This window comes from Clostridioides sp. ZZV14-6150, from assembly GCF_020657875.1.
Classification (GTDB): Bacteria; Bacillota; Clostridia; order Peptostreptococcales; family Peptostreptococcaceae; genus Clostridioides.
The window spans coordinates 42244-67871 of record NZ_JAGWDA010000008.1; the positions used below are offsets into that span (position 1 = coordinate 42244).

A 25628-nucleotide genomic window follows, 5' to 3' on the forward strand; every position below is an offset into this window, starting at 1 on the left:
TTCCCTCTTTTCATATTAATTAGCTTGATTCTTAGTGTAATTTAATTTTCCACCTGCTTTTAATACATCAACTTCTTTTGATGATAATTCTACTTTAACTTTGAAAGAAGTTCCTTTGCTTAAATTCTTAACCTCTAAAACACCACTATCTAAATTATCTAAAATATTTGGTATTTCCAGACTATCTAAAAGAGATAAATTTTCATAATCTTTTTCATCACAAAACTCCATTGGAATTATACCACTGTTTATTAAATTGGCTTTGTGTATTCTTGCAAAACTTTTTACTATTACTCCTTTAACACCAAGATATAATGGTGCTAAGGCAGCATGTTCTCTACTTGAACCTTGTCCATAGTTGTCTCCACCAATTATAAATCCACCATCATTATCTTTTGCTCTTTGAGGAAACTCTGTATCTACAGTATTAAAACAATAATTTGCAAGATATGGTATGTTACTTCTAAAAGGAAGTAACTTAGCATTTGATGGCATTATATGGTCAGTAGTTATATTATCTTCTGTCTTCAATATTACTTTTCCACTTATAGACTCACTTAGTTCTGTATTAAGAGGGAAAGGCTTTATATTAGGACCTCTAACTACTTCTACATCGCTTCCTACATCAGAAGGCTTTATTATCATACTATCATCTATTAAAAATTCATTTACATCTAAGTTTTCAAATTTAACATCAAATTCTCTTGGGTCTGTAAGTTCTCCTTTTATAGCACTTACTGCTGCTACTTCTGGGCTCACTAAATATACTTGTGCTGATAGAGTTCCACTTCTTCCATAGAAGTTTCTATTGAAAGTTCTTAAAGATACAGAATCAGTTCCTGGAGATTGACCCATACCTATACATGGCCCACAAGAATTTTCTAATATTCTAGCTCCAGCACTTATTATATCTCCTAAAGCTCCATTTCTAGCTATCATTTCCATAACCTGTCTTGAGCCTGGTGCTATTACCAAACTTACATTCTTATGAACTTTGTTGCCTTTTAAAATTTGGGCTACTTTCATTAAGTCTTCATAAGAAGAATTTGTACAGCTTCCTATCGCAACTTGGTCTATTTTAATCTTTCCTATATTTTCGACTTCATCTACATTGTCTGGACTATGAGGCTTTGCAGCTAATGGTTTTAATTCATCTAAGTTTATAGTAATCTCTTCATCATAAATTGCATCTGAATCAGATTTTAGCTCCATCCAAACATCTTCTCTTCCTTGACTCTTAAAAAACTCTAGTGTTTTTTCATCACTTGGGAATATTGAAGTAGTTGCTCCAAGTTCAGCTCCCATATTTGTTATTGTGGCTCTTTGTGGAACAGATAGATTTTTGACACCTTCTCCTCCATATTCATAGACTTTACCTACGCCACCTTTTACAGTTTGTTTTCTCAACACTTCTAATATTATATCTTTTGAAGATACCATATTATTTAATTTTCCAACTAAGTTTACCTTACAGACTTTTGGTGCTTTTATATAGTATGCTCCTCCTGCCATAGCTAGAGCAACATCCAATCCCCCAGCACCAATAGCCATCATACCAACACCACCAGCAGTAGGTGTGTGGCTATCAGAACCCAAAAGTGTATCTCCTGGTGTTGAAAATCTTTCTAAAAACACTTGATGGCAGATACCATTTCCTGGTTTAGAAAAATAAACACCATATTTATCAGCTACTGTTTGTATATATTTATGGTCATCTGCATTTTCAAATCCTTGTTGTAACATATTATGGTCTACAAATGCAACGCTTCTTTTTGTTTTTACTTTATCTATGCCCATAGCTTCTAATTGAAGATATGTCATTGTTCCAGTGGAATCTTGTGTTAAAGTCTGGTCTATTTTTATCCCAATTGAATTGCCAGCAACAGCCTCTCCATCCACTATATGTTTTTTGATTATTTTATAAACTATATTATCTCCCATACTTTCCTCCTAAACAATTATATCTTAAATATATGAACCTCTAACTGCTTCTTCTTCTGTTGTACCTTTTTCATGTGCTAGTATATCACAATATAATTGAAGAATCTCTTTATCCATCAAACTTCTTTTCAATCTTATAGATGTAGCTCTTATGGCATTTAATAATTTGGTAGCGTTTTCTGGAGAAATATACATTTCATATTCACTCAATTTATTTATTACTGCTGCTCTTCCTGAATGCTTTCCTATTACTATCTTTCTTTCAAGATTTACTTCACTTGGGTCAAATGGCTCATAGTTATGTGGGTCTTTTAAAGCTCCATCTGCATGTATACCTGATTCATGTATAAACATATTATCTCCAACTACTGGTTTCCATGTAGGAAGTATTCTTCCTGATGCTTGTGACACATACTCACATATCCCTCTAAACTTTCTAGTATCTACGTTATTTAAATCACATTTATAGATGCATTTAAGTGCCATTAAAACTTCTTCTAACGCTGCATTTCCAGCTCTCTCACCTAAGCCATTAACTGTAACTCCAACATAGTTTGCTCCTGCTGCTAATCCTGCAAGTGCATTTGCTGTTGCCATACCAAAATCATTATGTGTATGCATTTCTATGTCAAAATTAGTTCTTTCATAAAGAGTTTCTATTGCATTTTTTATAGAAAAAGGATTCATAACTCCTACAGTATCACAATATCTAAATCTATCTGCTCCTGCTTGCTTTCCAACATTTATAAATTCAGTTAAGAAGTCGATATCCGCTCTTGAAGCATCTTCTCCATTTACTGAAACATATAATCCATTTTTCTTTGCAAATTCAACTGTCTTAGCCATATTCTCTAAAACCCAACCTCTAGAAGTTCTAAGTTTATTTTCTATATGAATATCAGATACTGATATTGATATGGCTACTGCATCAACACCACAAGAAATAGATTCTTCAACATCTTTTATCACTGCTCTATTCCAAGCCATTATATCTGCTTTTAAATTTCTATTGCATATGTGCTTTATTACATTTTTTTCGTCTCCACCCATAGTAGGTATACCAACTTCAATTTGGTCGACACCTAAATCACTTAACATTTCAGCAATCATTATTTTTTCTCTATTCGCAAATACAACCCCAGCTGTTTGTTCCCCATCTCTTAAAGTAGTATCTACTATTTTGATTTCCTTTGCTCTATCTTTTGATATAATGCACATATTAATGCCCCCCTTAGTATACATTTAGTTTTAATAATATTAGGTCTTATTTTTCAGTGATGTCTCTAACTTTTGATTATTTTTTTATTTTTTATTCATTTTAATTTCATTTGCAATTTATTTTTTTAGCTTTTCATATCTTGTAATCTATTATATTACTTTATATTAATTATTGCACTATATTTTTTCCTTTTTGTGAAAACTTCTTAAAAATGAAAGTTATTATGTTTTTCTTGCATTTTAATTTAATTTATAAATAGATTTATTTTCAAAAAACCTTTTAAATTAAACCTCTAAAATTCTAGCTAAAATTTAATTTAATCTACACTATATTTTAAGAGTTATACACTATATTTTTAAACTATATAAATAATAATCGAAAAAATTACTAAAAATACTTACAAATATGATATTATTAATTGATTAATAAAATAGAAAATTTTTCATGAAAGGTAAGATAATAATGGATTTTAAGAGCTTAGGAATTAGCGAAGATACTATAAATATTATAAAAACATCAGGAATAACAACACCTACACCTATACAAAAAGAAAGTATTCCTTTAATAAAATCAGGAAAAGATGTCATAGCAGAAGCTCAGACTGGGACAGGTAAAACACTTGCTTTCTTGCTTCCGATATTTGAGAATATATCATTGGATATAGATGATATACAAGTACTTATACTGTCTCCAACTAGAGAACTTGCTATTCAAATAACAGAAGAAGCTATAAAACTTAAAGAATCTAAGGATATAAATATTCTAGCAGCTTATGGTGGAAAAGACATTGGTTCTCAGATAAAAAAACTAAAAGGAAATATTCATATGATTATAGCAACACCAGGTAGACTTCTAGACCACTTAAATAGAAAAACAATTGACCTTAGCAAATTAAAAACTTTTGTTTTAGATGAAGCAGACCAAATGTTGCTTATGGGATTTAAAAATGAGGTTGAAGCTATTTTAAAAGAAACTTCAAATAAAAAACAGACATTATGCTTTTCTGCAACTATGGATTCTCAAGTTAAAAAATTAGCTTATAGATATACAAAAAATCCTGTTGTTGTTTCTATTGAAAAAGAAGAAATTACTCTTACTAATATAAAACAAGAAGTAGTAGAAACTACAGATAGAAAGAAATTAGATGCTTTATGCAGTGTTTTAAACGAAGACAATCCTTTTATGGCTATAATATTCTGTAGAACTAAAAGAAGAGTTGACAACCTTGAAGAGGCTCTTGCTATACGAGGATATAATTGTCAAAAGTTGCATAGTGATATCGCCCAATCAAAGCGAGAAAGAATAATGAAATCATTTAGAAATTTAGAAATACAATATTTAATAGCTACAGACGTAGCTTCTCGAGGTCTTGATATATCAGGAGTAAGTCACATATATAATTACGATTTACCAGAAACGCCTGAAGACTATATTCACCGTATTGGTAGAACTGGTAGAGCTGGAGAACAGGGTTATACTTGTGCTTTTATTGACCCTAAAAACGAGAGAATATTAAGTGAAATTGAAACAGCTATAGAATCTAAAATTAATAGAAGAATTGTAAAATTATAATATATAGGCTAACTATCAAATTGTCAACTACCCTAAAGGGTAGTGGCTTGTAGGAGATTACAAGTTAGTTGAATAGCCTAAGTTTTAACTACGTTATGTAAGAATATATAGGTACTTTAGGATACTTCTCTAGTCCTAAACTCTACGGTGTATCATTAAACATCACTGATGGCAGGCGAAGTGTGGTATATTTAAAACCTTTCATAACATTGGCGAAGAGAGCTTACCACCGTAAGGTGAGGTTAAATTATCTGAAAGGATTAATATTATGGTGTATGTAATTAGCTTTGAAGGAAAACCGTTAATGCCTACTAATAATGCAAAAGCTAGAAAATTATTAAAACAAAAGAAAGCTACTGTTAAAAGAGTTAATCCATTTACTATACAATTACTGTATAAAACGGATACTGAATATATTCAATCTGTAACATTAGGGATAGATAGCGGATATTTAAATATAGGATTTTCAGCTATAACAGATAGTAAAGAATTGATAGTTGGAGAAGTAAAGTTGCTTCAAGGTATGAAAGATAGATTATTAGAAAAAAGTCAATATAGAAGAATTAGAAGACAAAGATTAAGATATAGAAAACCTAGATGGAACAATAGAAAAATAGAAAATGGATGGTTAGCACCAAGTTTACAACATAAGTTAGATACTCATGTTAAATTTATAGATTATCTTAATTCAATACTGCCTATTAAAAATATAGTAATAGAGGTTGCCAACTTTGATATGCAAAAAATCAAGAATCCTGATATATATGGAGTAAAGTATCAGCAGGGAGAACAAATTGGTTTTTGGAATGTAAGGGAATATGTACTTCATAGAGATGGACATAAATGTCAAAATCCTAATTGTAAGAATAAGAATAAAGAACAGATATTAGAAATTCATCATATTAAGTACAAGAGTGATAGTGGTTCTGATGCTCCTAGTAATTTAATAACTTTGTGTAATAAGTGTCATACATCTCCTAATCATAAAAAGGGTAAATTTCTGTATGATTGGTGTGAAAATGGTAAAAAGGTTAAAGATTTTAAAGATGCTACATTTATGTCAATGATAAGATGGTACTTATTGGAACAGTTGAAAGAAAAATATACTAACATTAAAGCAACTTATGGTTATTTGACTAAAAATCATAGAATTGAACATGGTATAGAAAAAAGTCATTTTAATGATGCTTTTGCTATAGCTAAAGGTGTTAATCAAGTTAGAAATTTAGAAGTATTTAAAGTTGAACAATCAAGATTAAACAATAGAAGTCTTGAAAAATTCTATGATGCTAAATATATAGATAATAGAACTGGTGAGAAAGTTTCTGCAAGTGAACTTAATTGTGGAAGAAGAACTAGAAACAAGAATTTAAATTCTGAAAATCTTAGAGTGTTCAGAGGTCAGAAAATATCTAAAGGTCAAAGAAGAATAAGGAAGCAAAAATCATTGTATCAGCCAAATGACTTGATTAAATATGATGGAAAAGTTTATACAGTTAAAGGCAGTCAAAATGAGGGGCAATATATAGCTTTAAAAGAAATCAAAAAAGTGCCAAATGTAAAACTAATTAAACCATATATATTTAAGAAGGGATTGAATTGGAGTTGTGGATTATGTTAGTAGAAATCATTCTAAGTGTTTGTTATTGGTACATCTGATATTTGTATGTAAATACAGAAAAAACTTGTTAATTAAATTTGGTGATGAAATTAAACATATTCTTAGTAATATAGCAAAAGAAAAAGATTTAATCATAGTGAAATGGAAGTTGATAAAAATCATGTGCATCTATTAGTTAAATATAGACCAACAATTTCTATATTAGAGATAGTAAGATGGTTTAAGCAAATTTCAACTTATAGGATTTGGAGAATTAACAATAACCAATTATATCTTAACAAATATTTCTGGAAGGAAAAAACTTTTTGGTCAGATGGATACTTTGCTTGTAGTATAGGAAATGTTTCTAAAGAAACTATTGAAAGATATATACAAAGTCAGGGATAGGCTTACATCCACTAACCTAAAGGTATAGTGGTTTTACGCCTTAATTTATAAAAATTGAATAAATAAAAACGTATGTGTACTTATCTTAGATAAATTCACATACATTTTTATATTGTTTCATTTTAATAATATTGTTAATATCATTTTAAATTTTTTCTGATATTAATCTTATATTAATTTTGCACTTAAGTCATCATTAATGAATCTTTTATAGACCATCTTTTTATACTTAAGCTACTAATTTATACTATAAATTCTCAACATTCTCATCTAAATCTGCTGGCCATTTAGCCTCTGGATGTTCTTTTGCAAATTTCTTATTCTTATAATGACCCAATGTTAGAAAAGGTATAACTATAGTGAATAGACCAAGATAACCACAATATCCATATCCATACTTAACTATGTTACTTAACCCTGTAAGAGATATAAGCATTGATACTACCATTATTGCACATGCTGTAAATACTCTTCTTTTCATTTTTGAAGAAAGGAAAGAAAGTGCTTTATGGTCTTCAAATCTATTTACAAGACCAAATATTGTAGTTACTCCTGTAGACATCAAACAAAGGAATAGTGCTACATTATAAATTATGTATATAGTGTTATTTCCAGATTGACCTGCAACATAAAGAGTAGGAAGCGTTGTTTGTCCAGCAGCAGTAAATTCTCTATACCATCCCATTAGCATAGTTACAGCAAGCCCCAACGCAACTGCATTCATAGCAAATGAAATTATCATTGCTTTAGTAGCTTCTTTAGAATTTTTAAGAAGTGGTCTTGAACAACTTGCAAGTGTAGGTATAACAACTGATTGGAATCCTGCATAAATAAAAGTATTAAGTATTGGCTTAAAGTATCCAGGTGTGAAGCTTGTTCTGTTTGAGAATATTTCAGATATTTCTGGTACCTTAGCTTTTATACCCACTATAAAAATAGTAAGAGTACATACTAATATAGCTATGGTCATTGCTGTTGCTGCTTTAGATACAAGCATAGCTCCAAATATAGTAAAAATAAGAAGTACAATTCCGATAATAAAGACGGCTATAAAATAATTAATTCCTATACTCTGAAAAACTGCTGCTGCACCTGCTATAACAGCGCTTACAGCTATTAAAACCATTAGATAATAATATATCTCCCATATTATTTCAAGTTTTGGATATGGACTCCAAAGTTCACAAAATAAATCCTTATAATTCTTACAATTATTATTATTATACATTATAATAACTTCTCTCATAGTAGCAGTAAGTATAATCATTGCTAAAATTGCCATGAGTGGTGCAATCCATCCATATTGCACATAATACTGAGTTTCTTGATTTCCTGTAGCAAATCCTCCACCTGCATGCGAACTAAAAAGAACACTTGCAACTCCAAATATAGCTAGAATAGAGCCTGTTGCTTTTGCTTTTTTTACATTTTTTTGCATAAAATCATCCTCTCTAGAAATAATAGTAAAAAATTTATAATTTAACATACATTTGACAAAATAATAACATTTTTGTCAAGTTAATTCAACAGTAATTTTTCTAAAAATTTACAATTTTAATTTTTTTATTTCTAATCAGGTAAATTTCATGCGTTTATTTTATTATTATGAATTAATAATATTTTTATATTATATTTTTTTATATGAAACTGTTTTTATAACGTTAAATTTTTTACAAACGAACTTATGTAATTAGATAATGCTTAACATACCTATAATAGTTATAATCATTTATTACTATATTTGCATTCTTATTGAAATCGTTAAGACTTATATATAAAAATAAATTTATATTTAAAATAATATTGTATTTAGATAAACTAATTTAATTTACTTCTCTTTATATCATCATTATTAATACATAATAAAATTATCTACTAATGAAAATATTAAATAATTAAAAACATCTTTTTTTTTAATTAATACTATACATCTCCTTTTATCTTAAAATAAATACATAATATAAAAAGGGGGGTGTCTCAAAATGAACTTTTTAGTTCATGAGGCACTCTTTTTGTATGAAATCAGATATATTTTCATCATTTCAACAATGAAAAAGAGGCTTATCTCTATTTTGAGACAGCCCCTTTTGCTTTTAATTTATACCTATGTAGTTGTTGTTAATTCCCTTAATTTTTTTGAAACAAACTTATTTTTTTCAAACTCATTATTGGCTTTTCTAAAACTATATAACTTAATTCAAGTCCTATATACTTATAGTTAATCCTACTCCAACTTCATTTACATTTAACATTTCATTCATCTTAGCCTTTACCTTAAAAGAAACACAGTGACAAGGATACAACATGTTTATTTCTTCTTTTTTCAAATATTGAATAGTACTACTTAGTCTATCATCTAATTCAAAAAGATGAAAACCACCCAAGATTCCAACAATTCTATCATCACCACATACTTTTTTGGCATATTCCACTATATTACAAATTCCACTATGAGAACATCCTGTAACAATAAAAATACCTTTATCAGTCTTACATGCTATAGCCGAATCATCTAAAACATAATCATCATCCCATAAATTTTCTGATTTATATTTTCCTATTTTTGCTCTTTTTTCAAATTTATTTATAGAGGGAATCTCTCCTAAGAATATACAATTTTCACTTATCTTAAAAGGTTTACTCTTTGGTTTATACATAAAAGTATTTCTAGCTTTCTCAATAGAAAATGGTGCTCCTATATTATCATCTCCACATTTTTTAGTTTCAAAACAATTAGGGTGTGCTATAAGCTTAACTTTAGATAAATCATATTTATTTTCTAAAAATTGAATACCCCTTGTATGGTCATTATGTCCATGAGAAAAAATAACATGAGTCAAGTCTCCTAAATCTATATCCATTTTTTCAGCATTTGATATAAATACCTCTGAATAGCCTGCATCAAATAAAATTCTATTTCCATCAATCTCAATATAATAACTAACTGCTGGTTCTCCAACAAAGTACCTATCAATATATGTATTATTATCAACGAGAACTTGTATCTGCATCTTTTCCATAATAATCACTCCTTAAATTGTTGTTTAGTTTAATAGTACGATATTACAATGTATTTTACAATTTAATCTCTTCAATTTCATATTAAAAAAGAGAATTCTATAATATAAAATTCTCTTTTTATTAAATCTATTTTCTTTTATAAACTCGTATTATTAGATAGTTTTAAATTAAAAATTTATACATGTTGTATATTCGTATAATTTGATATCTCAGAGTTAACTGTATATAAATCATCAACGCTCAAATCATGTATATCTTTATGACCAGAAATTCTAGCAAAAGTCTTAAGCTCTTCTAAACTAACATTTAAGAAATTTGCCACTCTATTTGCACTATTTTCCATATGTAATCTTTTTCTTAATTCCTCATCTTGAGTAGCTACTCCTACAGGACACTTACCAGAACCACATATACGATATTGTTGACATGCTGCTGCCATAAGAGCAGAACTAGCAATTGCAATTGCATCAGCTCCCATAGCTATGGCCTTAGCAAAGTCAGTAGATATACGAAGACCACCTGTTATAACTAAGTCTATATCTAATCCATGTGTATCTATGTATTTTCTAGCACGATAAAGAGCAAATATTGTTGGAACTGAAGTTGCATCCTTAAGTAACTTTGGACTTGCTCCAGTAGCTCCACCACGTCCATCAATAGTCATAAAGTCAGGTTTAGCATAAGCTATAAATTCCATATCTCTCTCAATGTGCCCAGCTGAAATTTTAATACCAATTGGACGTCCTTCTGAGACCTCTCTAAGCTCATCTACAAGTTTCTTTAAGTCTTCTTTTGATTGTATTTCTTCAAAACAAGATGGACTTATAACATCTTGTCCTACAGGCTTATTTCTAACTTTGGCAATTTCTTCAGTTACTTTTTCACCTGGAAGATGACCTCCCATACCAGGTTTTGTTCCCTGACCAATTTTTATCTCTATAGCATCAGAATTTTTAAGATTTTCTTCAGTTACACTATACTTATTTGGGACATATTCAAAAATATACTTATATGAAGCTTCCATTTCTTCTGGTAATATACCACCCTCACCACTACACATAGCTGTTTTATTTTTAGCTGCACCTTTTGCTAAAGCTATTTTTAATTCTTTAGACAAAGCGCCAAATGACATATGAGAAATATAAACTGGATTTTCTATTACCATAGGCTTTTTTGCTTTTTTTCCTATTATTGTTGTTGTATTTACTTCATCATGTTCATTTAGAGGTAATGGATTTAATTGAGCTCCCATAATTAAAATATCATCCCAAGAAATTACTGGTAGTTTAGTTTTCATAGGCTCTATTATAGACTTTCCTGTAACAGCCATTTCATGAATTATATCCATATGTTGCTCAACTTCATCATCTCTTCTTAAATATGTATTTAAATAATTTAAATCACCTGTTTTTTCACTATTTACATCAGATTTTTCTTGAACAGATGCTTCTATTTTATTTTCTTTATTTTCTTCACCTTCAAAATACACAGTACTTATTTTTCCAAAATAACTACGACCTTTTGTACATACAGGACATGTCCAGTCTTCACTTAACTCATCCCATGTTTTATCATTTTTAGATTCATCATAAATATATCCACAAACACTACATTTATAAATTGACATATTATTTTCTCCTTATACTCTATTAATCTCAAAACAAATAAAAAAAACAAATTAAGATTTGAAATTATATAAATTTATAGGAGGCTATTTTTATAGAAATAAATTTCTATTTTTTAGCCTCCTTTTTAATTCAGTTTATTTAAATATTACAATTCAGCTTTCCATAATCCATGTAAATTACAATAAGCATATGCAGATACTACTTTATCATCATCATTCAAAGCAAATTTAACTACAGGCTCTCCATCTACTGCTAGACATTTACGTTGACCACCTTGTTCAGTCATAAGATACACCCATGCTATATGATGTTCTTTAGTCATTGGATGAGCAACACTACTTACTTTAACAGTAACATTATTTCCGTCTACTTCAATCACAGGCACATGTTTTTCAACTGCTGCATCTGTTGTATTAGGAACAAGCTCTTTCATAGGCTTTCCACAACAGAAAACAGGAACACCTGCACTGTGTATCATCCCTATAAGATTACCACAAGTCTCACATATAAAAAATCTTTTTTCACTACACATAAACTCACCTCATTAATTATTTTTAGAATTTGAAAAGTTAACCTACTTGGCTACACTTTCTACAATTATTACAAATCCCTTTAAAACTTATGTTATAAGATGTTATTTTTATGTCTGTTTCTTCTGATATTGATTCTTTTAAATTGCTAAGAATTTCAGATTCTAAATCGTACACCTCTCCACATACTTCACATATAATATGATAGTGATTTTCTGTTCTACCATCAAATCTATCTGGATTTCCTGGAATACTAACTTTTTTTATAAAACCATGTTCTGTTAGCTGAGCTAAATTTCTATACACAGTCCCTAAGCTTAAACTCGGATTATCTTTTTTTAGATTTTCATACAAACAATCAGCAGTAGGATGAACTGGATTATTTAATATTTCATTTAAAATCAGTTCTCTTTGTTTAGAAAATTTCATAGTTAACATTCCTTTTTAATTATAATAATTTTTAATAGTTTTCAGCTTTTATATTGAAATAAGCCTTTGGATGGTCACATACAGGGCATTTTTCTGGTGCTTCAGTACCTACATACACATGACCACAGTTTTGACATTGCCAAACAACTTCTTCTTCTCTTTTAAAGATTTTTCCTTCATTTAGGTTTTCTAAAAGTTTTAAGTATCTTTCTTCATGTTCTTTTTCTATTCTTCCAACAGCTTCAAATAAATAAGCTATTTTGTCAAATCCTTCTTCTCTAGCTTCTTTAGCAAATGTTGCATACATGTCAGTCCACTCATAATTTTCACCTGCTGCTGCATCTTTTAAATTTTCTTCTGTTGAAGGCATTCCATCATGTAAAAGTTTAAACCATAGTTTAGCATGTTCCTTTTCGTTGTTAGCAGTTTCTTCAAATATAGCAGCTATTTGATTGTACCCTTCTTTTTTAGCTTTTGATGCATAGTATGTATATTTATTTCTTGCTTCTGATTCCCCTGCAAATCCTGCCATTAGATTCTTCTCTGTTTTAGTTCCTTTTAAGTTCATAATTAATTCCTCCCTTTTTAATAATAGTAATGATTACTATTTCTATATTTATATAATATATTAATTTCCACTTTTTGTCAACTATATATAATATTATTTTTTTTATTTAAATATTCTCATTTTCTAATATATTATTTAGCATATAATTTTTAGAATTATATGCTGTATGTAACATACTTTCTGCTAAATCAGAAAGTGGACTTCCATAAAATTCTTTATAAACTTGTTTTATATCTAGATTTTCATAGCTAGATTTTATTTTTATAGTATTATCCTTATTATACAGACCAGCTATACGCTTAAACCTAATCATATCTGTGACTTCAAAAGATGTTTTTGGCTGACCTGCCCCACTTATACATCCACCTCTACATGTCATGACCTCTATAAAATCATATTTATGTTTATTATCATTCATACTCTCTATTAGACTTTTAGCATTAGCAGTACCATGTATTACTGCTACATTTATGACTTTATCAGCTACTTTAACTTCTGCCTCCTTTATTCCATCAATTCCTCTAATAGGAGTGAAATTTAGTATATTTTGAGGAGGTTGCTCTCCTGTAATTAGATAATAGGCAGTTCTTATAGCTGCTTCCATAACTCCACCAGTATTGCCAAATATAATTCCTGCTCCACTTCCTCTACCTAGTAAATCATCATATGATGAATGCTCTAGATTTTCAAATGAAATTTCTTCTTCTTTTAACCACTTTGCTAATTCTTTAGTTGTAATCACATAGTCCATATCACGTATGGATTCATCTTTATAGTATTTTCCTGAATCATTCATTTCTGGTCTTAATATTTCATATTTTTTAGCTGTACATGGAGTTACAGCTACATTTACAATTTGTTTTGGATTAAGACCTTTCTTTTTAGCAAAATACGTTTTTATCGTTGGACCTTGCATACCTATTGGACTTTTAGCAGTAGATAAATTTGGTATCAGTTCTGGATAAAATGTTTCTACAAACTTAACCCAAGCTGGACAGCAACTTGTAAATTGAGGTAGTGATTTATCATTCTTTGTTATACGCTCTATTAATTCAGATGCTTCTTCCATAATGGTTAAATCAGCTGAAAATGTAGTATCAAATACATAATCTGCCCCTAATTTTCTTAAAGCAGAAACCATCTTTTCCTCAACATATGTACCAGGTTCCATACCAAATTCTTCACCAAGTGCAACTCTTACAGATGGGGATGTACTGAATATAACTATTTTTTCTGAATCATTAATAGAACTTTTCACTTTTTCATAATCATACACTTGTGTAATTGATTCAACTGGACATACAACTGCACATTGCCCACAATGGATACAGATGGCATTATCTCCTGTCTTATCTAAGTCATACATTTTCCCTACAGCGATTTCTTTCTCACAAACAGTTCTACACTGACCACATTTTACACATTTTGATTCATCCCTAAGTATTGCAGGATTATCCTTTTCAATAGGAATTCTAATTTCAGTAAATGAGTGTTTCATCTAATCTTTCTCCTTATAATTGTGACTTTCTAGTAATTACGCTTTAATTTTCAATATTAATAACGATTACTGTTATTATTTTAGATTATATACCATATTTTGTCAATTTCGGTTTTTGTTTATTCTCTCTTTAAATATTTTAAAATATTTTCTAGAACCAAATATAGTTTAATCTTAAACATTAAAATTAGTTGTCTCAAGGTTGACATACCTTTTGAGTACATACCAATAAATTAGTTTTCTATTACAGATATGTCATTTCCATAATCTTGGATTAAATGTTTTGATATTCCTGTTTTATTACACATAAAAATGTGTACCTCCTATTTTGATAATTGGATTAATACCCTGCTTATCACCATTTTTTAGAAGAATACACATTTTATTTTATAGACTCGATTTTACGGACTTGATAAAAATTTTAATTTTTCTATATCAATTATTTTGATACTTCCTCTTGAAAGTTCTACTATTTTATCATTTTCAAACCTCTTAAGCATTCGACTTATAGCTTCTCGGGCGGAGCCTAAATTGTTAGCTATAGTATCATGAGTTATATTAATGTTTATAGAATCATTTAAATAGTATTGGTCTATTAAAAAATTAGCTACTCTACTATCTAAGCTAAAAAATACAACTTGCTCAAGAACCCACATAATTTGAGACAATTTATCTTGAGTTAAAGTAAGAAAGAAGTTTTGTATGCTAAGATTGTTACTAGAAATTTCTTTGAAAAATTTACTATCAATTATAATAACTGAAGAATCTTTTTCGGCTTCTAAATTGATATCATAAGTAAGATCTTGATATACACAAGAAGAAGATAACATACAAATATCACGTTCAAACAATTTAAAAAGAGTAATTTCTTTACCTGAATTTGAAGTCATAAAACTTCTAAGCTGACCATTTAAAACTACTACTATTCCAGTACAGGCTGAATTTTTAGAATGAACTAGTTCACCTTTATTATATTTTTGAATATAACTTGCTGAAATTAAATCTTTTACTTCACTTTCAGATAAATCATTGAAAAATGGTAGTTTATCTTTAAAATACGATTCTATATTTATATGACTCATATTAACACATCCTAATTAATTATTTTTTTATTATAGAATTTGGAAGTATTAGAGAACCACCCATAAATAAGACTCCAGTTATAAGTAATCCCGTAAATCCTAAATTGAATAATGATGGAAACTCTGGTGATAAATTAAATAAGGTTAATTTACTCATATCTAAGCTTGAAATTAATCCAATTGATTTTAGAGAAGCATATGACATCGAAAATGCAAATGCTCCAGTAAGTCCACCTAAAATAGTACTAATTGCTTTTTTTAAGTTATCTCCTGATGCTGCACCAACACAAGTACCAGGACAAGTGCCAGCACTTCCAAATCCTAACCCAAATATAATCCCTCCAAGTATAACACCAGTGTTCATAGTTTTAATACTTAAATGGTCTAAGTTAAATATTCCTATTAAGTTTGCTAAATATAGGAGTACACTTGAAAAACCTATCGCAAATAATATAACTTTAGCTAAATGTAAATCTTCTAATCTTAACATAGATAATAATTTTTTTGGGCTTATAGCTCCAACTTTATATAAAGCGTATCCGAAGAATGCTCCAAGTAATATGGCAAGTAATATTTTCATATTATTTTCTCCTAACTTCTTATTAATATTTGAATTTCTTAACTAAAATAGCAGTTGGTATAGCAACAGCAAATACAACACCTGCAAATACATATCCACTAACACTTGATTGCATCATACCACTCATCATATGGCCACTAGTACATCCATCGGCTAATCTAGCTCCATATAATAGTAAAAATCCACCCATAAAGCTAGGCAAGTATTTTTGTATAAAGTTTTTATTTGTATTTACCTTACAGATATCCTCTGAATATAGCTTATTTTCTTTTTTATTCCTAGTTGCATGACCTATAAAACTACCTAAGGGTATTGCTAGTACAAATATAAAATCATAATTAATAGGATTTTTTATTGATTTAGCTAGTTTACCATCTGATTTATCATAATACTCATTTGTACTTTTATATCCAGTTTCTCTTTCATTATCTTCTTGTATTATCCCTTGGTCCATAGAGCTATGAACTATACCTGATAGAACTGAAAATTGGGTAGATACTCCTATTGGCTTAATTAATAAAACTGATATAAAAAATGATAACCCTAATATAATTGCTCCTTTTAACCATTTTTGATTATTCATGATTACCTCCTAAAATATTGTAATACTATTTTACTTTTTCTTTGATATATAGCTCGATATTCCACCTTTTAAGTTATAAACACTATTAAATCCATTTCTAGATAATATTTTTGCAGCAGAATTACTTCTTGCACCTGATGCACAATAAACAACTATAGTAGAATTCTTATATAAATCTAAAGTGTTTAATTTAGATTTTAATTCATGTACAGGTATATTTTTAGACTTTGGAATATTGAAAGTACTGTATTCTCCTGATGTTCTAACGTCTAATATTAATGTTTTTTTGTTATTTTTTAAAAGTATGTTTAATTCCATACCATCAATATTCTCATGTTTACTGCCTTTGAAAAGTTCTAAAAAAAAGCTCATATTAATTTCTCCTTTCTAATTATAAGTTTTGATTGCGGTTGATATTTTTTATTATAGTTTAAAAAAACAAAAAGTTATGTGATTAAGTTACAGATTAAAACATGGATTTAGAATATGATAAAGATGTGTTAAAAAAATATCATAAATTTTACAATATATAAAAAGGAGATACTTTTATGAATAAAAAGATTATTATAGTAGGTGGAGTTGCAGGGGGAGCATCAACTGCGGCTAGATTAAGACGTTTAGATGAAAAGGCTCAAATTATAATGTTTGAAAAAGGTGAATATATATCATTTGCAAATTGTGGTCTTCCATATTATATAGGAGGAAGCATAAATGAAAGAGAAAAGCTAATAGTTCAAACTGTAGAAACAATGAGTTCAAAGTTTAATTTAGATATAAGAAACTTAAGTGAAGTTATAAAAATAGATAAAGAAAATAAAAGTGTAAGTGTAAAAAACCACAAAACAGGTGAAACGTATGAAGAAAGTTATGATGTATTAGTACTTTCTCCAGGAGCCAAGCCTATAAAACCACCTATTTCAGGTATAAATGAATGCAAAAACTTATTTACACTTAGAAATATACCAGATACAGATAAAATAAAAACATATGTAGATAATAATAAACCAAAACATGCAGTGGTTATAGGTGGAGGGTTTATTGGTCTTGAAATGGCAGAAAATCTTCATGATAAAGGTATAAAACTTACTTTAGTAGAAGCAAGTGAACAAGTTATGGCACCATTAGATATAGAAATGGTAAGTGTGATACATGATCATTTAATAAGTAAAGATATTGAGTTGATTTTAAAAGACGGAGTTAAATTTTTTTCTGAAAATGGAAATAAAGTAATATTATCCAGTGGAAAAGAAATAAAAACAGATATGATAATACTATCTATTGGAGTTAAGCCAGAAACAACTATAGCGAAAGAAGCAGGACTTAAGTTAAATGAAAGAGGAGCTATAATAGTTGATAATTATATGAAAACCTCTGATGAGAATATATATGCACTTGGAGATGCGGTAGAGATAACTGATTTTATAAATAAAAAACCTACAATGATTCCCTTAGCTTGGCCAGCAAATAGGCAAGGAAGATTGGTAGCTGATAATATATGTGGAAGAGATATTACTTACCAAGGAACATTAGGTTCATCAGTAGCAAAAGTATTTGATTATACAGTTGCTACTACTGGAAATAATGAAAAAACATTAAAAAGAATAGGTCTAGATTATAAAGCTATTCATATACATCCGGGATCTCATGCTGGATATTATCCAGGAGCATTTCCTATATCTCTTAAGATGACTTTCGACCCTAAGACAGGAAAGATTTTTGGAGCTCAAGGAGTTGGAATAGAAGGGGTTGAAAAACGTATAGATGTATTAGCTACAGCAATAAAAGGTGGTCTTACTGTATTTGATTTACCAGATATAGAAACCTGCTACGCTCCACCATATAACTCAGCTAAAGATCCAGTTAATATGTTAGGATATTATGCATCAAATATTATAGAGGATCTGGTTGAGATAGTACAATGGAATGAAGTTGACAATATAATAGCTGATAGTGGTGTAATAATAGATGTAAGAGAAGAGTTTGAATTAGCTACTGGAAAAATTCCAAATTCTATGCACATACCATTAGGTCAGCTAAGAGATAGACTAAATGAAATACCAAAAAATAAAAAGTTATATGCTACTTGCCAAATTGGACTTAGAGGATATGTTGCTTGTAGAATACTTGAACAACATGGGCTTAAGTGTATTAACATAGATGGTGGAGTAAAAACATATTTAGCAGTAAAAAGAGCAGAAGAAAGCATAAATAAACAGAATAAAAGTGAGAAAATAAATACAAATAGTGAGGATTTTGATATGGATATGGAAAACATAGATATAGCAAAAATAGATGCTAATGTTACACTAGATGCATGTGGACTTCAATGCCCAGGACCAATAAGAAGAGTATTTGAAGAAATCAACAAAATGCAAGAAGGTCAAATATTAGAAGTTAGAGCAAGCGATCCAGGATTTAGCAGGGATATACAATCTTGGTGTGAAAAGACAAGAAATACATTAATGAAGGCTGAGTTTGATAAGACAAAGAAAGCATTTGTAGCATATATTAGAAAAGGACTAACTGTATTAAATGTAAATCCATCTTGCAATATAAATCAAAGTGATAAAAATGGAGCAACACTAGTAGTATTTAGTGGAGATTTAGATAAGGCTATAGCGTCATTTATAATTGCAACTGGAGCTGCATCTATGGGTAAAGAGGTAACTATGTTCTTCACATTCTGGGGACTTAATATATTAAAGAGAAAAGATAAGCCGAATGTATCAAAAGATACTATGGAAAAAATGTTCGATATTATGTTACCATCTCATACAGGTAAATTACCATTATCTCAAATGAACATGGCTGGAATGGGACCTAAGATGATAAACCAAATAATGAAAAAGCACAACGTTGATGACTTAGATACTTTAATAAAAAATGCTATGGATATGGGTGTAAAAGTTGTGGCATGTACGATGAGTATGGATTTAATGGGAATAAAGTCAGAAGAGTTTATAGATGGTGTTGATTTAGGAGGAGTAGCTTCATATTTAGGTGCTACTGAAGATGCTGGATTGAATCTATTTGTATAAGTTTAAATTAAAAATATATTTGTGATATTATCACAGATATATTTTTTTATTATCATAAAATATAAACATCTTAGCAAGACAATAAAAATTATGGAGGATATACAAATGGCACAAGCACTTAATAATAGCAATTTAACAAGGATGTAGAAAAAAATGAGGTTGCTGTAGTTGACTTTTTTGCAATAGCGAATTTCTTGTATTTACATAAAAGAGAGTATCTCATTTATGATTTTCAAAAATCATTTTAAGACACTCCCTTTCTATATTTTTAAGATTAATTTAAATCTATTAAAATTTCATTTACTATAGATTTTGCATCACTTATTATATATTTTGGATCAACCTCATAAAACTCCCTATCTATAAATCTATCAATCTTTTCTATACTCTCTATAGAATCACTTGTAACAAATAACACTATAGATGCATCTTCTATATCATATATAGAAAGTTCATTTTTTATACTTCCATCACTTTGAATTTCATAAACTAAGTCAAACCCTAAAATATTTGCAGCTTCTTTAAGAGAATTTGAACTTTTTTCACTTTCACAAACTGCTACTATCTTTTTATTCATATTTCAGATACCTCACTAATTCTACTCCGGTACAATCATCACTATACACTTTGCTTGTTTAACTACACTTGCTGTTACTGAACCTATCATTCTTGTTAGACCTTTTTTAGTAGATTTTGTCATAACTATAATATCTACATTATCTTCTTTTGCTTTTCTAATTATTTCATCTCCTGGATAACCAAAAGTAAAATGAACTTTAACATCATACTCTCCCATTATCTCTGCTGCTCTGTCCAGGATTCGTCTTCCTAAGTTTTCAGAATTCTTTATCTCTTCAGCTAGGGATATGCCATCAATAAATACTAGTTCTTTTACATTCATTATTTCCACTTCGACTTCATCTTTTTTGAATATTCCTTGTATAAATTCCAAAGAATGCATACTTCTTTCTGTTCCATCAATTGGTACTAATATTTTCTTTTTATTCATGTCACATCTTCCTTTCTTACTTTAGAATAATTAAGTAAAATATATATTTTAAGCTATAAAAATATATAATAAATCTTTACTCTAGGAATAAATATTAATAATATATATAATAATTTTAATATTTATTATTGTGTTAATTTTATAATATTTGACTAATAGTGTCAATGAACAAAATTGTAATTAAAAAAATAAAGGGTATTAAACCGTAAAAGCATTTTCTCTCAACAAATCCCTTAAAATTTCCTCTGGAACAGGTTTAGAGAAATAATACCCTTGTAAATATTCACAATTCATAGACTTTAAATCTTTAGCGTATTCAATGGTTTCAACACCTTCTGCTACAGGTTTCATATTTAATTTATTTATAAGCGATATAATAGTTTCAACTGTGAGCTTATGCTTACTATCTTCATTCATAGACCAAATCAGACTCTTATCTAACTTAATTACTGAAAATGGTAAGGAAAGCATATTCGTAACTCCAGAATAACCAATTCCAAAATCGTCAAGTGCAAATTTAACCCCTAAATCAATTAATTTTTCCATGGTCTCTCTAATTGTATTAAATGAACCTGATGCCACAGTTTCTGTAATTTCAAATTTAAATTTAGTTGGTGACACATTGTATTTTTTCATAATATTAAACAAATCATCAGCCAAATTCTTCTGCATACATTGTACTACAGAAAGATTAACAGCTATGGTGTCTAGCTTTAAATCTTCAAAATCATCACTAGCTATAAATTTACATACCTTCTCAAAAACCACTAACCCAATTGAATTAATAAGACCTGTCTGCTCTGCAATTGGTATAAATTCATCTGGTGGTATAAACCCTAGTTCTTTATGTTCTAGCCTAATCAAAGCCTCAGCTAAAGCAAATCTATCTTTACTAGTAGAAAATATAGGCTGATAATATACATCAAAACCATCATTTTCTAGAGCTTCTTTCAAACAATTTTTTATTATATGTTTTTTCTTTATCTTTTCACTTATAGACGCATCTGCATAAATAACTTGTCTTGATTCAGAGCGTTTTGCTTCATGTATAGAGAAGTCAATTGCAACTATAACATCTTCTGTCGTTTCAGCATTTTCTGGAAAAGAAACAGCTGCAATACTAGTTGATAAATTAAAACTTATTTCTTCTATTAGCCATGGTTTTTTAAATCTTTCTTTTATCTCATTGATAATTGTCTCTGGAGATATTCCTAACTGACTATTAACAACAATAGAAAATATATCTCCTCCTATTCTATATACATGATTTACATCATGAATATGAATCAAATATTTCCCAACTTCTTTTAATGCAATATCTCCATTTTTAGTCCCAAAAGTTTCATTCATAAATTTGAAATCATCAAGAGCAATTGTAATAATAAATCCTGACTGTTCAGTATTTATATTTAAATCTAGTTCTTGAATAAAGGATTGTCTATTAAGTACACCAGTAAGGTCATCAATGATAAGACCTCGATTCTGCATAGAAAGATATGTCAAAAGTAAACTACATGCACATGCTGTTCCTGTAAGAAGATACTGTAAAAAAATCGCTTGTAAAATAATTGCTATAACTGAAACTATAAGAAAACCTCTAATAGCCCATATTTTAGATTCATGCATTGCTTTTTTGTATTTAAAAGATAAAAATGCCGAATATATTGCATAAAAGAAAAATGATAAAAAAGTTGCAGTATATCCATAGCCACGAACATAACCTGTTTCTTTTGACAATCCAAATAAAATGTGTGTAAAAGGATTAGTTATAGATAAAATTATGCAAATTATAAGTGGTATAGATAAAAATAAAAGCTTTTTTTTCATATATCTAATATCCTGATAAATAATAGCCATGACATAAAATAATACAAGAGCCGCTGGTATCGGCAATAAAAATAAATATATTTGATTCAATAAACCAGTCAAAAAAATTGGAAGTTTATTTATATTATTTAGACAAAGTGAGCCTAAAACATTTGAAATTATGAATAAAAATGAACAAATTAAAAGTGCACAGTATATTTTATTTTGTAAAGTAGGTATAAATTTACTTTTAAAAAAGTATACCATCAAAAAAACAACTATAATTGCAGAAAAAATTTCATATTCTATATGCCATACCATAAACTTACCTCACTATTATTGTTTAATTTTCACTATTTTATTTAATATAATATGTTTACAATCATATTATAATTCATATTGATAGCATATTGAGTAATTTTATGGAAAATTTTTATTTGTATACAATTTTTACCTTAAATCCTCATTAAAGCATTAAACTTATCTCAAGCATTGTTATGTATATAGAAATTAAGCAAATAATTCTTTTGCTTTTGTAGCAATTCTTTCTCCAAATATTACAGCTTTTTCGTCTTGTATTTCTGGCCCTTCAGTTGAATGTACATGTCCTAAATGTATAAATGGTTTTCCTAAAGAACCACCTCCAGAGTACACAAGCATTCCCTTAACCATTAAATGCCCTACTATAGTAAGAATTGCAACATCAGGACCGCCACAGACATAGTCACATGTAGCAAAAACTGCTCCCAACTTGCCAGCTAGATTTATCTTTTTTGAATCCTCATCAAACCATTTTTTTACTTCCCAAGTTGTATTAGCTAAATATGTTGGTGTTCCAAATATTACTGCTTTACTTTCATTTAAATACTCTGTATCAATACTATCAAATCTCATAAGTCTAACTTCTATTCCTTCTACATTTTTAGCACCATCTTCTATTAACTTAGCTACTCTTTCTGTGTTTCCACTTCTTGTTTGATATAATATTGTAATTTTCAATTTCAATCCCTCCTTAATGTGTAATAAAAATAATTTATTATATGTCAAATTATAGCACTTATTTTACTATCCTACAAAGGACTATCCAATTATTTTTTAATTAACTATTTTATATTAAAAAATCCCCAAACTCACCTTTAACTTGTTTATTTCAATCTCAACTATATCTGATATATCTTCAAAAGACATGCCTCTATCATGAAGTTTTCCTGCAATTTTGATTTTTGCATTTTCTTCTCCTTTTTTAATCAAAGCTCTATTTTCTTTTTCTATTACATTTCTAACATATCTTTTTGCAAATGGCTCATTCCCGTCGCATAAATCTTTATATTTTTCTTTATCTCCTTTGACAAAACTAAGTGCTCTTTTATCTTGTTTAACAGCCTCTGTACAAATTTCTTCTGTTTGTTCTTTCACAAATTTTAGAGCCATTCCATATTGTCTCACTGCTTTCAAGCATATTCCAACAGTCTGTTCCTTTACAAATTCTAAAGCCATACCATTTTGTCTTACTGCTCTTAAACATATTGTTTCTGTCTGATTTTTTACAAACTTCAAATCAAGCCCATTTTGTCTTACTGCCTCCATGCATATTTCTTCAGTCTGATTTTCCACCCATTTTAAATTATAACTACATTGTTTAACTGCTTCCATACATATCTTATCTGTTTGATTTTTTACTCTTGCTAATCCAAACTCACTATTTCTAACCGCTTCTATACATATTTCTTCTGTTTGCTCTTTTACAAATGCTAAGGCTGTACCATTTTTTTCAACAGCTCTTAAACATAATTCTTCTGTCTGATTTTCTATATATTTTAATGCTGTTCCATCTTGGCTAAGTGCTAACATACATATTTCTTCTGTTGGCTCTTCCACAAATTCTAACATTCTCCAATCTTGCTTGACTGCTTCCATGCAAATTTTTTCTGTTTGATTATCAACACATTTTATCGCATTACAATTTTGTTTAACAGCCTCCAGACATATCTTTTCTGTTTGATTTTTTATGTATATTAAATTTAACCCATTTTGCTTTACTATTTCTAAATATTCGTCTTCTGTTTTATTGTCAAAGTCATTGTTATCTATTGATTCAAATATATCATTTTTATTCTCTTGCATATCTTGAACTCACTCCTTATAAATTTTATAAAATTCAATAAATTTACTCTTATTTTTATTCTATCAAATAATATAAGAATTTTTCAGTCTTGTTTTTTTTTATAAAATCATTTGTATGTTAAAAAATAAATTAATTGCTTCAATTCCAGTATACAATACCCAAAATATGTGGTATATTTTAACTATAATATATTTTTATATATTACAGTTGAGATATTTAAAGTTAAATTTATATAAAATATCTTTATTTATATATCATTTAGATTGGATATATTTTTTATTTTCTTTTTTAGTTTTTCGGGTTAGTAAGGGGTTAGTAATTTAGATTTTCATAGGAAATTATTTTTAAAATTAGTTTTTATTTATAGCTAATTTATTTATGTTGTAATTAAATAAAACTAAATATAATTTAAATAATTCCTTGAGATAAATTTAATAAAACTTAGAGTCCTTATCTAAGCTTAAAATACTAAAATTATTAGGAGGATATAAATTATGGACCAAATTAAGCGCTTACACGAATTGCAACAAAAGTCATACTTAACTAAAGAAGAGTTTGAGGAGTTAAAAAACAACACATATATTGAAAAATTTGAATTGAGAGATGAATGTGACAACTCTTATATTTATAATTTTTACACTAATGATAAATGTAATGATATAAAGTTTATAAAATCACAATTTATTGTTACTCTTATAAAAAACGGTTTCTTATGTGATTGTGGTGGTGTATTTAGACAAAAGAAAATAGTTGATGAATATGATTACGGATATAATGCTATATATAAATGTGATTCTTGTGGAAAAGAACTTGATAAAGAAGTAGAAAATTATGATTAAATAACAAAAGAACTATTCAAAACAGTTTTTGTAAATGTTAGATAAAAGTCACTCTAATTTTGAACGATACCCCTCTTAGGAGACAGTTAAAATATGTAAAACTGTCTAAAACTAGGAGGGTTTTGTTATGTCCAAAATTAATTAATCTTAAT

Annotated in this window: 22 protein-coding genes and 1 pseudogene; 5 read left to right on the forward strand and 18 right to left on the reverse strand. The window is 28.7% G+C overall.

The genetic code is table 11. The features are described from left to right. Positions 1-15 precede the first annotated feature (15 nt). Complete coding sequence (locus KGF41_RS10800; protein WP_227850778.1) at positions 16-1941, reverse strand: aconitate hydratase; 1926 nt, start codon at positions 1939-1941, stop codon at positions 16-18. Between the two features lie 24 nt (positions 1942-1965). Further along, a complete protein-coding gene (nifV, locus tag KGF41_RS10805) occupies positions 1966-3159 on the reverse strand; it encodes a homocitrate synthase (protein ID WP_227433357.1) in 1194 nt (397 codons plus the stop codon). Positions 3160-3604: 445 nt separating this feature from the next. Here nifV and KGF41_RS10810 point away from each other — a divergent pair, with 445 nt between their 5' ends. From KGF41_RS10810 to tnpA, 3 genes and pseudogenes are all read left to right on the forward strand, one after another. Beyond that, a complete protein-coding gene (locus tag KGF41_RS10810) occupies positions 3605-4732 on the forward strand; it encodes a DEAD/DEAH box helicase (protein WP_227830128.1) in 1128 nt (375 codons plus the stop codon). A gap of 268 nt (positions 4733-5000) precedes the next feature. After that, positions 5001-6353, forward strand: a complete 1353-nt coding sequence (gene iscB, locus KGF41_RS10815; RefSeq protein ID WP_227856658.1) for an RNA-guided endonuclease IscB — start codon at positions 5001-5003, stop codon at positions 6351-6353. Then, positions 6340-6740: pseudogene (tnpA, locus tag KGF41_RS10820) on the forward strand (IS200/IS605 family transposase). Before iscB ends, tnpA begins: the two are co-directional and overlap by 14 nt. 247 nt (positions 6741-6987) lie before the next feature. Here tnpA and KGF41_RS10825 read toward each other — a convergent pair. From KGF41_RS10825 to KGF41_RS10875, 11 genes are all read right to left on the reverse strand, one after another. Beyond that, on the reverse strand, positions 6988-8178 hold the full coding sequence (locus KGF41_RS10825; RefSeq protein WP_227843016.1) for a hypothetical protein: 1191 nt from the start codon (positions 8176-8178) through the stop codon (positions 6988-6990). A gap of 766 nt (positions 8179-8944) precedes the next feature. Further along, complete coding sequence (locus tag KGF41_RS10830; RefSeq protein WP_227829636.1) at positions 8945-9760, reverse strand: MBL fold metallo-hydrolase; 816 nt, start codon at positions 9758-9760, stop codon at positions 8945-8947. Positions 9761-9936: 176 nt separating this feature from the next. Continuing rightward, the gene (locus KGF41_RS10835) at positions 9937-11388 is read right to left on the reverse strand and encodes a glutamate synthase-related protein (protein WP_227842805.1); all 1452 of its coding nucleotides are present in this window, start codon (positions 11386-11388) and stop codon (positions 9937-9939) included. Between the two features lie 146 nt (positions 11389-11534). Continuing rightward, positions 11535-11921, reverse strand: a complete 387-nt coding sequence (locus KGF41_RS10840; protein ID WP_227829638.1) for a desulfoferrodoxin family protein — start codon at positions 11919-11921, stop codon at positions 11535-11537. Positions 11922-11958: 37 nt separating this feature from the next. Beyond that, positions 11959-12348 carry a Fur family transcriptional regulator gene (locus KGF41_RS10845; protein WP_227829639.1) on the reverse strand — a complete coding sequence of 130 codons (390 nt, stop codon included), beginning with the start codon at positions 12346-12348 and terminating at the stop codon, positions 11959-11961. A gap of 31 nt (positions 12349-12379) precedes the next feature. Continuing rightward, positions 12380-12916: a rubrerythrin gene (gene rbr, locus KGF41_RS10850; protein WP_227433364.1), complete on the reverse strand. Its 537-nt coding sequence runs from the start codon at positions 12914-12916 to the stop codon at positions 12380-12382. Between the two features lie 106 nt (positions 12917-13022). Continuing rightward, positions 13023-14414, reverse strand: a complete 1392-nt coding sequence (locus KGF41_RS10855; RefSeq protein ID WP_227829640.1) for a [FeFe] hydrogenase, group A — start codon at positions 14412-14414, stop codon at positions 13023-13025. Between the two features lie 401 nt (positions 14415-14815). Continuing rightward, a complete protein-coding gene (locus KGF41_RS10860; RefSeq protein ID WP_227829641.1) occupies positions 14816-15496 on the reverse strand; it encodes a Crp/Fnr family transcriptional regulator in 681 nt (226 codons plus the stop codon). A 19-nt stretch (positions 15497-15515) separates the two neighbouring features. Beyond that, complete coding sequence (locus KGF41_RS10865) at positions 15516-16076, reverse strand: YeeE/YedE thiosulfate transporter family protein (protein ID WP_227856659.1); 561 nt, start codon at positions 16074-16076, stop codon at positions 15516-15518. Between the two features lie 22 nt (positions 16077-16098). Further along, entirely contained in the window at positions 16099-16659 is a 561-nt protein-coding gene (locus KGF41_RS10870; protein WP_227829643.1) for a YeeE/YedE thiosulfate transporter family protein, read from the reverse strand. 30 nt (positions 16660-16689) lie between these two features. Next, complete coding sequence (locus KGF41_RS10875; RefSeq protein ID WP_227856660.1) at positions 16690-17031, reverse strand: rhodanese-like domain-containing protein; 342 nt, start codon at positions 17029-17031, stop codon at positions 16690-16692. A gap of 176 nt (positions 17032-17207) precedes the next feature. Between KGF41_RS10875 and cdr the strand changes: the two genes are divergently transcribed. Next, positions 17208-19697 carry a CoA-disulfide reductase gene (gene cdr, locus KGF41_RS10880; protein ID WP_227829645.1) on the forward strand — a complete coding sequence of 830 codons (2490 nt, stop codon included), beginning with the start codon at positions 17208-17210 and terminating at the stop codon, positions 19695-19697. Positions 19698-19971: 274 nt separating this feature from the next. On the opposite strand, the gene KGF41_RS10885 is transcribed toward cdr, so the two are convergent. From KGF41_RS10885 to KGF41_RS10905, 5 genes are all read right to left on the reverse strand, one after another. Further along, positions 19972-20274 carry a PTS sugar transporter subunit IIBC gene (locus tag KGF41_RS10885; RefSeq protein ID WP_227829646.1) on the reverse strand — a complete coding sequence of 101 codons (303 nt, stop codon included), beginning with the start codon at positions 20272-20274 and terminating at the stop codon, positions 19972-19974. A gap of 21 nt (positions 20275-20295) precedes the next feature. Continuing rightward, on the reverse strand, positions 20296-20706 hold the full coding sequence (locus KGF41_RS10890; RefSeq protein ID WP_227433366.1) for a universal stress protein: 411 nt from the start codon (positions 20704-20706) through the stop codon (positions 20296-20298). 198 nt (positions 20707-20904) lie between these two features. After that, a complete protein-coding gene (locus tag KGF41_RS10895) occupies positions 20905-22833 on the reverse strand; it encodes an EAL domain-containing protein (RefSeq protein WP_227829647.1) in 1929 nt (642 codons plus the stop codon). A 189-nt stretch (positions 22834-23022) separates the two neighbouring features. Continuing rightward, positions 23023-23511, reverse strand: coding sequence for a flavodoxin family protein (locus KGF41_RS10900; protein ID WP_227856661.1), 489 nt, complete (start codon positions 23509-23511; stop codon positions 23023-23025). 114 nt (positions 23512-23625) lie between these two features. Further along, entirely contained in the window at positions 23626-24636 is a 1011-nt protein-coding gene (locus KGF41_RS10905; protein ID WP_227842800.1) for a DUF4116 domain-containing protein, read from the reverse strand. Between the two features lie 495 nt (positions 24637-25131). Here KGF41_RS10905 and KGF41_RS10910 point away from each other — a divergent pair, with 495 nt between their 5' ends. Then, the gene (locus tag KGF41_RS10910; RefSeq protein ID WP_227433370.1) at positions 25132-25476 is read left to right on the forward strand and encodes a hypothetical protein; all 345 of its coding nucleotides are present in this window, start codon (positions 25132-25134) and stop codon (positions 25474-25476) included. Positions 25477-25628: the final 152 nt, after the last annotated feature.